This is a genomic window from Flavobacterium sp., assembly GCF_044348915.1.
Classification (GTDB): Bacteria; Bacteroidota; Bacteroidia; order Flavobacteriales; family Flavobacteriaceae; genus Flavobacterium.
In genome coordinates this window covers 1-8,416 of the sequence record NZ_JBIKRX010000102.1, presented here as the reverse complement: position 1 = coordinate 8,416, position 8,416 = coordinate 1, and the positions used below count along the sequence as shown (strand labels likewise).

The following is an 8,416-nucleotide window of genomic DNA, read 5'->3' as shown; positions in this document are numbered from 1 at the left end:
TAAAAAATAACGTTAATAGTACGTCAGTTCGAGTGATTTTTAAAGCCAAATAAAAGTTGAATTATTAAAGAAAAGTATTGCTTTAAAAATTGTATCGAGAACCCTTACTAAAAACTTCTCGATACAACTTTTATCGTAAAGCTGGCGCATTACTATAAAAATCACTCGAAGAGACGTGTGGGTAAAGAATAACGTTAATAGTACGTCAGTTGAATATCGTAAATCACATTTTAAAACTTCGCAAGCGCAGCGAATTCGCAATGACTGAAACCGAACTAAAACTCATTGCGGCGGCGGCAATCATCGGCGACAACAACAAACCGAAAACAGGATACAAGAGTCCCGAAGCTACGGATATTCCCAACACATTATATATAAATGCAAAAAACAAATTCTGTTTGATGTTTCGCATCACGGCATGACTAAGGTTTTTGGCTTTGACAATGCCTTGCAAATCGCCTTTAACCAAAGTAATTTGAGCACTTTCAATTGCGACATCGGTGCCTGTTCCCATTGCAATTCCTACGTTGGCTTGTGCCAATGCGGGAGCGTCGTTGATGCCGTCACCTGCCATCGCAACAATTTTCCCTTCGGCTTGCAGGCGTTTGATTTCGTTGAGCTTATCTTCCGGCAAACAATTGGCAATAAAACCAGTCAAATGCAATTCATCGGCGACAGCTTTGGCGGTATTTTCGTTGTCGCCTGTAATCATAATCACTGTAACACCTTGACGCATCAGTTCTTTGATTGCACTGGCAGAGGTCGCTTTGATTTTATCGGAGATTGAAACAAAACCCACCACAAGACCATCAACGGAAATATAAGAGACTGTTTTGCCCAGTTTTTGTTCGGTACTGATTTTAGTTTCCAAATCCTCAGCAACAGCTGAATTCAGTTGTTCCATCAGCTTTTTATTGCCTAAAGCTACTTTTTTATCGACTACAGTTCCTACAACTCCTTTTCCTGAAATGGCTTTGAAATCCGTGACTTCAATCAAAGAAACCTTTTTTGATTGCGCATAATTCACTACGGCTTGCGCCAAAGGATGTTCGCTGTATTGATTCACAGAAGCAATAATCTGCAACAAATTTTGATCCTGATTATCAACTGAATACACTTGTTCTACAGACGGTTTTCCTTCGGTTAGGGTTCCCGTTTTATCAGTAATTAGAACGTTTACTTTGTTCATATTTTCTAAAGCTTCAGCATTTTTGATCAAAACACCCGATTGCGCTCCCTTGCCTACTCCAACCATCACCGACATTGGTGTGGCCAATCCCAAAGCACAGGGACAAGCAATAATCAAAACCGCCACCGCATTGATAAAACCAAAAACCATAGCAGGTTCGGGGCCAAAATTCGACCAAATAATAAAGGTCAATGCCGCAATAACCACCACCGTGGGTACAAAATATTTGGCAATACTATCGGCTAATTTCTGAATAGGCGCTCTCGAACGACCGGCATCATTGACCATTTGTACAATTTGCGAAAGTAAAGTTTCCGAACCCACTTTTTCGGCAACCATCACAAAAGATTTATTGCCGTTGATAGTTCCTGCAATCACAGGATCACCAACTATTTTATCAACAGGAATGGGTTCTCCCGAAATCATCGATTCGTCTATAGTACTTTCACCATCGGTTATTTTTCCGTCGACTGGGATTTTCTCGCCGGGTTTTACACGTAAAAAATCGCCTTTTTTGATGTCGTGAATTGAGATTACTTTGTCTTGTCCTTCGAAAACTAAAGTTGCTTCGGTTGGAGCGAGTTTCAGTAATTCTTTGATGGCTTTATTGGTTTGTCCGTGGGCTTTGGCTTCCATTAATTGGCCTAATAACACTAAGGTCAATATTACCACCGAAGCCTCAAAATAAAGCGAAACTGTGCCGTAGTGTTTGAATTCAGCGGGAAAATATTGAGGAAATAAAAGTCCTGCCACACTAAACAAAAAAGCAACACCCGTTCCAATTCCAATCAGCGTGAACATATTGAGATTCCAAGTCAGCATCGATTTCCAAGCTCGGACAAAAAACATCCAACCCGCATAGAAAACCACGGGAAGCGACAAAACAAATTGTACCCAATTCCATTTTTGGGTTTCCATCAATTGCAGTAACGGATTGTTATGTACCATTTCCAGCATCGAAATGATAAAAACAGGAATGGTAAAGACCAAGGCAATTTTCAATTTGCGCCACAAATCAAGATAAGCTGAATCTTCCTCTTCAACTGGTTGTATTGCTACCAAATCCATTCCGCAAATGGGGCAATCTCCGGGTGTATCCTGAACAATTTCGGGATGCATCGGGCAAGTGTAAGTAGTTTTGGTAGCGATTAATTCGGGGGCTTTGACCAAATCCATTCCGCAAACAGGGCAGCCCACTTGCGTGTGATAGACTGTATCTCCTTCGCAAAACATCGGGCAATAGTATTTTCCAGAAGCAGAGCTAGGTAATGATACAGCATTCATTTCGCTAGGTTGCGGTGTGCTGTAGATAGAATTGAAAGCATCTACTTCACTAATTATATAATTACCAGCAGCATACAGTGCCTTTTGAAGTTTAAAAACCGAAACCGATTTTTCGGATGTAATCGTTACTAGCGGTGGATCCAAGCTAACTGCGGCTTCTACTCCATCTATATCATTTAAGGCTTTCTCGGCTTTTGTGCGGCAGCCATTGCACGACATTCCGGTAATAATGTAGGTGTGTGTCATTTTATCGTTTTGAAGCGCAAATTTACGGAATTAATCCTGTAGATAATTTATAGCCGATTAGATGCAGGACAAACGCCTTTAAACATAAATGCTGTTTCTTTTTATCAAATTGTAATTGGCACACAGATGACGCGGATTGTACAGATTCTCAAGGATTTTTTTTCTGTAATTTAAATAGAATCAGAATTTGTGTAAAATTCGTCCAATCTGTGTCATCCGTGTGCCATAAATATAGTAGTTCGGTGTACAAACAGTCATAAAATGTAATTTGTTGTGCACCCGTTTTGATGATTTGGACTGTTTTTAATAATAAACTACTTTAGCAGACAAAAGCACCGCTTATGGAATGGGAAGCCAAAATCATCACACACAAAAAAGAAAAACGTATAGCAGTATATTTCGAAAAGGATTTAGATTTAATTGCTCGCATTAAGCAAATTGATGGCACTCGCTGGAGTCAAACTTTGCGCGCTTGGCACCTACCTGATACTGAGGAAAACCGAATTCGGTTTAAACTCACACCACTTTCACACACTATTCCTTCGACAGAAGGTATCGAACAAATCGAGAAATTCAAGCAATGGCTGCGCTCCAAACGCTATAGCGAAAGTACGATAACCACTTATAGCGAAGCCCTAAAATCCTTCTTGATTTTCTACCGAGAAAAACCCATTGCCGATATTACCAATGAGGATTTGATTGTGTACAACAACGAGTACATTTTGAAAAATAATCTTTCGGCTTCGTATCAGAACCAGATTGTCAACTCCGTTAAGTTATTTTTTATGACGATTCGCGACACCAAAATGATGGTCGATAAAATACACCGCCCAAAACGTGCCAAGGTTTTACCTAATGTTTTGAGCAAAGAAGAAATTAAATTGATTTTGAATGCCCATAGCAACATCAAACATAAAATGATGCTTTCGCTGATATATAGTTGTGGTTTGCGTTGTGGCGAATTATTGGCGCTACAACCTGTTCATATCGATTCTAAAAGAAATTTGGTCCTGCTTAAAAACGCCAAAGGCAAAAAGGACAGGATTGCACCGCTATCGCCAAAAATTTTAGAAATGTTGCGGGAATATTACACTGTATGCAAACCCACAACCTATTTGTTTGAAGGGCAAATAAAGGGACAACCATATGATGCCAGAAGTTTACAACTTATATTGAAACAAGCCTTACAAAAAACGGGAATTACTAAACCTGCTACTTTGCATTGGCTCAGGCACAGCTTTGCTACTCATTTACTCGAAAGCGGTACTGATTTGAGATACATACAAGAATTATTAGGTCACAATAGCAGCAAAACTACTGAAATCTATACGCATGTTAGTACGAAAAGTATTCAACAAATAAAAAGTCCTTTTGATGATTTGTAAGAAAAAATTATTATATTTGATGCAACAATAAAGCGAAACAAACCTTCGCCAATCTACCCAATTTTGGGTGTATATACGAAGGTTTGTTTCGCCTATATACAAGTTAGGTGCAATGCCAACGGACACCCTAAAACATTCGGAGTTGGCTGACAAAATCTTTAAAACGCTTTTCTTGTGCTTCATAATAATCCTTATCTATTTCAAATCCTGTAAATGCAAAATGTAATTCATTACACGCCAATCTAATTGAGCCACTCCCCAAATGAGTATCTAAAATCAAATTGCCTTCCACCGCAAATTCTTTTAATAGCCATTTGTAAAGTTTTAATGGCTTTTGAGTTGGATGTATTTTGCCATTTGTATCTTCCCAATTTGAAGCTGAACCAGTCCAGTGTATTTTTTTTATTCTCATTGGCTTATTAAAAGAAGTCCAAGCCATTTCACCATCAGCAAATCCACTTTCTCCATTATTTTTATCCCAAACTATCCAGCTTTTTGTTAATGGCAATTCAAAATAATTACCACCCCAAACAATTTGATTTTTAGATACCCTAAACAGTTGCTCCCAATATTCAGCAGTTGGCGTTTCATTATCCCAGTTTTTGCCTTTACTCCATTTCTTTTTTGCATTATTACCCATTTGCATTTCACTTGCTCCAATGCCATAAGGTGGGTCAACAATCGCAAGGTCAAAATGATTATCAGAAAAGCGTTTTAAACCCTCCACACAATCCTCATTATACACCACAGAAGGCACTGCACCTAACACGGGTTTGGCAAAATTGCCGTTTTGTTCTTCTATCAACATTCGTTCTTAATTTTAAACATTTGTACTTCTATTTAGCTTTTCGGTTCGGCAACTTCGCCAAGCCCGAACCCGTTGGCAGCAAGGCTAACGGAACTCGGGGCTAAAAACAACTGTCCAAAAAAAGAAATTCCGTTTTGAATTGTTGCCGTAAATCGGACAACAAATGGCGGAAAATGGAAAGAATAGCAACTTATCAAAAGCTAAAACGGGAAAAAACGATGAATTTTATACTCAATATCACGACATTGAGAGCGAAATAAATGCGTATCTGGAATACGACCAAAATGTATTTGAGAATAAGACTATTTTACTTCCTTGTGATGACCCAGAATGGAGCAACTTCACCAAATTTTTTGCACAAAATTTTGAAAGACTTAAACTTAAAAAGTTAATTAGTACAAGTTTTGCACCCGAAAGTAAAAACATTAAAGTTAATTATCAACCTACCCTTTTTGAAACCAACAATCCGCAATTTGACAAAAATAAGACTATTGTAAATGGTAAGATATTTACATTGACTCACGATAAAAATGGTGATAAAAAAATTGATGTAAACGATTTAGAATGGACTTATTTAAAGGGCGATGGAGATTTTAGAAGCGAAGAAATAAAAAAATTAAGAGACGAAGCAGATGTAATAATAACTAATCCACCATTTTCTTTATTTAGAGATTTTTTGGCTTGGATAGTTGAAGCAAACAAGAAATTTGTAATTATTGGAAATATGAACGCAATAACTTACAAAGAAGTCTTTCCTTTAATTCAAAACAATAAAATGTGGACAGGAAGTAGATTTAATAAGAGATTAAATGGTAAAAATATGACATTTACTGTTCCTGATGATTACGCTTTAAGTGGTACAGAAGTTGAAATGAGTGCCGAAGGAAAAAAAATGGTTAGCGTTGCTGGAACAGGATGGTTTACAAATCTTGACCACGGTATAAGACACCAATTTTTACCGCTTATGACAATGGCAGATAATATAAAATTCAGCAAGCACAAAGAAGTAAAAGGTAAAGAGTATCAAAAATATGACAACTATGATGCAATCGAAATTCCTTTTACAGACGCAATTCCAAGCGACTACAACGGAGTTATGGGAGTTCCAATAAGTTTTTTACCAAAATACAATCCAGAACAATTTATTATTTTGGGTGCAACTCAAAGAGGTTGCCACGATAAAGTTCCTGATACAAAAAAATACGATGATTATTGGGAAGTGAAACAAAACGGTGAAAAAACAGGTTCTTCAGGTGGTAAAACAAATGAAAATGCAAATTTGACTGAAAATGATGGTAAAAAAAATTATTTCATTAATAAAGAAGGACATATTGTTCAATCAGCATATCAAAGAATATTTATTAAACATAAAAAATGATAACAACACTAAAAACAGATATAAGCGTTAGAGATATTTGCGAGGGTTTTGTTTACAATGCACTTGAAGGCAAAGGTCTTTTTGGTTTATCAGGTAAATTAACAATTCAACCCGAATACCAAAGAAACTATATTTATGCTGATGGTATAAGAGATGTTCGTGTCATAGAATCTTTATTAAAAGGCTATCCTTTAGGATTAATTTATTTCAACAAACCAACAGAAAATAAATTAGAAGTTTTGGATGGTCAACAAAGAATTACAAGTTTTGGAAGATATGTAACAGGCAAATTTGCAATTAAAGATGAAAATGGAATGGAACAATACTTTAGTGGTATTGCAAAAGACAAACAAGAAAAAATATTAAATACAAAACTTCTAATTTATGAATGTGAAGGGACAGAAAGCGAAATAAAGGAATGGTTTAGAACCATTAATATTTCAGGTGTTCCTTTGACAAATCAAGAATTATTGAACGCAGTTTATTCTGGACCATTTGTAACACTTGGTAAAGAAGAATTTAGCAATAGTCAAAATGCAAATATTCAAAAATGGAGTGCCTACATTTCAGGTAGTGCAAACCGACAAGACTTTTTAGAAAGAGCTTTGGAATGGGTAAGCAAAGACAATGTGGGCGACTATATGAGCCGACATAGATTTGACAACAATATAACAGAACTAAAAAATTATTTTACAAGTGTTATTGACTGGGTTTCAACTGTATTTACAGACGTTGAAAGTGAAATGAAAGGACTTGAATGGGGAAGACTTTATGAAACTTACAGCAAAAAACCGTATAGTTCAAAAACTGTTTCAGAACAAGTAAAAAAACTATACGCTGACCCATATATAAAAAGCAGAAAAGGAGTTTTTGAATATATTTTGGGTGGTTCAACAGACACAAAACTTTTAGAAGTTAGAGTATTTGACGAAGCGACAAAAAAATCTACTTATGCCATTCAAACAGCAGAAGCAGAAAAAAAAGGAACTTCAAATTGTTCTTTTTGTACAATCGGACACGATGCAAACAAATCAAAAATATGGAAACTTTCTGAAATGGACGCAGACCACGTAACAGCTTGGAGCAAAGGCGGAGCGACAGACACAAAAAACTGCGAAATGTTATGCAAATCTCATAATAGAGCAAAAGGGAATAAATAATATTAAGTATTTATAAAATAAGCCCAGCTGCCAACAAGCAGTTTGGCAAAATGGCGGGTTCGGTGCTTTTTTTGAAACGAATTGCTTAATCAAAGTTAAGGAATTTTTAGTAACTTTGTGCTGAAAAACCGCCACTTCGCCAAGCTGCTGGGACGTTAGGCGATATTTTGAAAAAAAACGAAAAATATGAAAGCAATTACGAAACTTTATATAAAGACATTTTTATTAACAGCAATTCCTTACTTTTCATTAATGACTCTATTTGGCTTTGACGAAATTAGTAAAACAATTATTTTGAAAAATATCACTGCATCATTATTCTTCGGAATATTTATGTCTTTAATTTTAGTCTCTTTTCATTGGTACAAACTAAAAAAAGATGGAGTTAAAAATATCACAGATGAAAATATTGGAGTAAATCAAACTAAAAAAATAGAAACTAAACTGAATAAAGAACAACTAATTCAAAAATTAAAGTTAGACCCAACAATCAGAAAAATGAAAATGACAGAAATCGAAAATGGAGTTTTACTTAAGACAGGAATGACAATGAAATCTTGGGGAGAAGAAATTAAAATAATTTTGAAATCAAACAAAGAAAATAATTTTGAATATCAACTTTCAAGTAGTCCAAAATTGAAGACAACAATTGTAGATTATGGAAAAAACTTAGAAAACATAAATAAAATCGAAAGTGTTATAAAAAACATCGCCTAACACAGGTTTTACGCTATTGCGGGTTTTGGGCTTAATTTAAAGTTTGTTTTGTATCTTTGAAGTCAGTGCAAAACCGAAAATTACGGCTTCCTTAATCCGCAACAGACGTAAAGCCTGGGAACGTTAGCTGCAAGTGTACAAACTGACAATAAATAAAAACAGAAAAATGACAAAAAAAGATTTAATAAAACGGTTAAATTGGTATTATCCAATGGAACGGATGCACGCATTTATTACTTTCCCATTAAT

General features: G+C 35.9%; 6 protein-coding genes. 4 read left to right on the top strand and 2 right to left on the bottom strand.

From position 1 onward, the window contains the following. Positions 1 to 223: 223 nt before the first annotated feature. Positions 224 to 2,719: a heavy metal translocating P-type ATPase gene (locus ACIQ1E_RS12785; protein WP_396171696.1), complete on the bottom strand. Its 2,496-nt coding sequence runs from the start codon at positions 2,717 to 2,719 to the stop codon at positions 224 to 226. A gap of 341 nt (positions 2,720 to 3,060) precedes the next feature. Between ACIQ1E_RS12785 and ACIQ1E_RS12780 the strand changes: the two genes are divergently transcribed. Then, positions 3,061 to 4,104: a tyrosine-type recombinase/integrase gene (locus ACIQ1E_RS12780; RefSeq protein WP_396171694.1), complete on the top strand. Its 1,044-nt coding sequence runs from the start codon at positions 3,061 to 3,063 to the stop codon at positions 4,102 to 4,104. Between the two features lie 127 nt (positions 4,105 to 4,231). On the opposite strand, the gene ACIQ1E_RS12775 is transcribed toward ACIQ1E_RS12780, so the two are convergent. Beyond that, positions 4,232 to 4,912 (bottom strand): DNA methyltransferase, encoded by a 681-nt coding sequence (locus tag ACIQ1E_RS12775; RefSeq protein ID WP_396171693.1) that lies wholly within the window; start codon positions 4,910 to 4,912, stop codon positions 4,232 to 4,234. 163 nt (positions 4,913 to 5,075) lie between these two features. On the opposite strand from ACIQ1E_RS12775, the gene ACIQ1E_RS12770 reads away from it, so the two are divergent. The 3 genes from ACIQ1E_RS12770 to ACIQ1E_RS12760 all read left to right on the top strand — a co-directional run bounded on the left by ACIQ1E_RS12770 (position 5,076) and on the right by ACIQ1E_RS12760 (position 8,167). After that, positions 5,076 to 6,290, top strand: coding sequence for an adenine-specific methyltransferase EcoRI family protein (locus tag ACIQ1E_RS12770; protein WP_396171692.1), 1,215 nt, complete (start codon positions 5,076 to 5,078; stop codon positions 6,288 to 6,290). Beyond that, positions 6,287 to 7,450 carry an HNH endonuclease family protein gene (locus tag ACIQ1E_RS12765; protein ID WP_396171691.1) on the top strand — a complete coding sequence of 388 codons (1,164 nt, stop codon included), beginning with the start codon at positions 6,287 to 6,289 and terminating at the stop codon, positions 7,448 to 7,450. Before ACIQ1E_RS12770 ends, ACIQ1E_RS12765 begins: the two co-directional genes overlap by 4 nt. A 186-nt stretch (positions 7,451 to 7,636) precedes the next feature. Further along, positions 7,637 to 8,167 carry a hypothetical protein gene (locus tag ACIQ1E_RS12760; protein WP_396171690.1) on the top strand — a complete coding sequence of 177 codons (531 nt, stop codon included), beginning with the start codon at positions 7,637 to 7,639 and terminating at the stop codon, positions 8,165 to 8,167. Positions 8,168 to 8,416 lie beyond the last annotated feature (249 nt).

Bases quoted from the DNA above. Each gene is read 5' to 3' on its own strand.
- ACIQ1E_RS12785 (WP_396171696.1), bottom strand. From the start codon at position 2,719: ATGACACACACCTACATTATTACCGGAATGTCGTGCAATGGCTGCCGC.
- ACIQ1E_RS12780 (WP_396171694.1), top strand. From the start codon at position 3,061: ATGGAATGGGAAGCCAAAATCATCACACACAAAAAAGAAAAACGTATA.
- ACIQ1E_RS12770 (WP_396171692.1), top strand. From the start codon at position 5,076: ATGGCGGAAAATGGAAAGAATAGCAACTTATCAAAAGCTAAAACGGGA.
- ACIQ1E_RS12760 (WP_396171690.1), top strand. From the start codon at position 7,637: ATGAAAGCAATTACGAAACTTTATATAAAGACATTTTTATTAACAGCA.
- ACIQ1E_RS12775 (WP_396171693.1), bottom strand. From the start codon at position 4,912: ATGTTGATAGAAGAACAAAACGGCAATTTTGCCAAACCCGTGTTAGGT.
- ACIQ1E_RS12765 (WP_396171691.1), top strand. From the start codon at position 6,287: ATGATAACAACACTAAAAACAGATATAAGCGTTAGAGATATTTGCGAG.